We start from the raw sequence: 1,888 nt of genomic DNA, 5'->3' as shown, positions 1-1,888 counted from the left end.
AAGGACTACCCGGGCGGCGACAAGGTGCAGGGCACCCTGGGCAACTGCGCGGGCGGACTGACCCCGTGGGGCACACTGGTCTCCGGTGAGGAGAACTTCAACTCGTACTTCAAAGCGCAGGGCACCTCGGCGGCCGACAAACGTTACGGTCTGACCAACGAAGACTCGTCCAACGGCTGGGAAGCCGATGTCGAGCGCTTCGACACGAACAATTCCGGCTACGCGAACGAAGCCAACCGCTTCGGGTGGATCGTCGAGGTCGATCCCCGGGATCCCGAATCGACTCCGCTCAAGCACACGAATATGGGACGCCTCAAGCATGAGGGTGCGAACATCACGATCGCCGATTCGGGGCAGGCCGTCGCGTACATGGGCGATGATGAGAAGTTCGACTACCTCTACAAGTTCGTGTCCACGGGCAAATACGTCGAAGGCGACCTGGGCCACAACATGACACTGCTGACCGAGGGCGACCTCTTCGTCGCGAAGTTCACAGGCAACTCCCCGAAGAATGAGATCGACGGCAGCGGTGAGGTGCCGGCCGACGGCGAGTTCGATGGCAGTGGTCAGTGGCTGCCGCTGATCAAGGACGGCGAGTCACAGGTTGCGGGAATGGCCATCGACGAGGTGCTGGTCAATACCCGGCTGGCCGCCGACAAGGTCGGACCGACGAAGATGGACCGCTGTGAGGACGTCGAGCCCAACCCCGTCAACGGAAAGATCTACATCGCGTGCACGAACAACTCGGATCGTGGTGTGGACGGCAAGGCCGCAGCCGACGAGGCGAACCCGCGCACCGAGAACCGCGACGGACACATTGTGGAACTGACCGAACGCAGCGGCGACCACACAGGCACCGAGTTCGACTGGACGCTGCTGCTGGTGTGCGGTGACCCGAAGCAGGGCGACACGACCTACTTCGCCGGCTTCCCCGAAGACCAGGTCTCACCGATCTCCTGCCCCGACAACGTCACCTTCGACTCGGCCGGCAACCTGTGGATCTCCACCGACGGTGCCCCCGACGGCATCGGCTACTGCGACGGTCTGTTCAAGGTCACCATCGATGGTGACCAGCGGGGGCGCGTGGAGCAGTTCCTCTCCGTCCCGCGTGAGGGCGAGGTCTGCGGACCGCTCGTCCACGACTCCTACGACTCGGCGTTCGTGGCCGTCCAGCACCCCGGTGAGGACGGCGAATGGTCGGACCAGCACTCTCTGTTCCCCGACTACGTCGATGCCACGGATGTCGACAAGGGCGTGGCCGCTCTGCCCCGACCGACCGTGGTGCAGGTGATCAAGGGCAGTGGTGAGGAGCCGACCGACCCACCTACCGAGGACCCGAAGGACGCGGACGCCGAAGGCAACGAGGACGGCTCCTCCGACGGTTCTGACGGCGCAGCTGACGGCTCTGATGGCGCGGCTGACGGCGCCGACGGTTCCGACGGTTCTGACGGCTCTGATGGCTCGTCCGAGGGATCGAAGAGCGGCTCGCAGGACGGAGCGAAGGACGCAGCTGCTGCCGGTGCAGGGGCGGCAGGTGCCAGCGAAGCAAGTTCGAACGGCGGATCCGGCTCGGGCGGTTCGGGCTCGGGTGCTGATGGCGGTTCGGGCTCGGGCGGCTCAGGCTCCGGCGGCTCCGGTTCGGGTGGCGGCGGTGACCTGCCACGGACCGGCAACGACAGCACGCTGCCGCTGCTTGGCGGAGGTGCCGGCCTCCTCGCCGCAGGTGGCGCCATGGCGACGGCCGCACACATGCGCAAGAAGAAGGCTGCTGAAGGCTCCGAGGACCTCCCAGAGGAGTCTGCGGAGGCTTGAGCGGCTGCGAATCCCTGTTAAGTGGACGTTTTGGACTGAAGTTTTCGATAATCTCCAGCCCAAAACGTCCACTTAA

General features: G+C 65.0%; 1 protein-coding gene. It reads left to right on the top strand.

All coding sequences use genetic code 11. The features are described 5' to 3' along the window. A partial coding sequence (locus tag L0G76_RS15940) for a PhoX family protein (RefSeq protein ID WP_304358106.1) occupies positions 1–1,812 on the top strand: 1,812 nt, incomplete at its 5' end. Positions 1,813–1,888 lie beyond the last annotated feature (76 nt).

This window comes from Brevibacterium picturae, from assembly GCF_030453725.1.
GTDB lineage: Bacteria > Actinomycetota > Actinomycetes > Actinomycetales > Brevibacteriaceae > Brevibacterium > Brevibacterium sandarakinum_A.
This window is presented reverse-complemented; position numbering and strand designations above follow the sequence as displayed.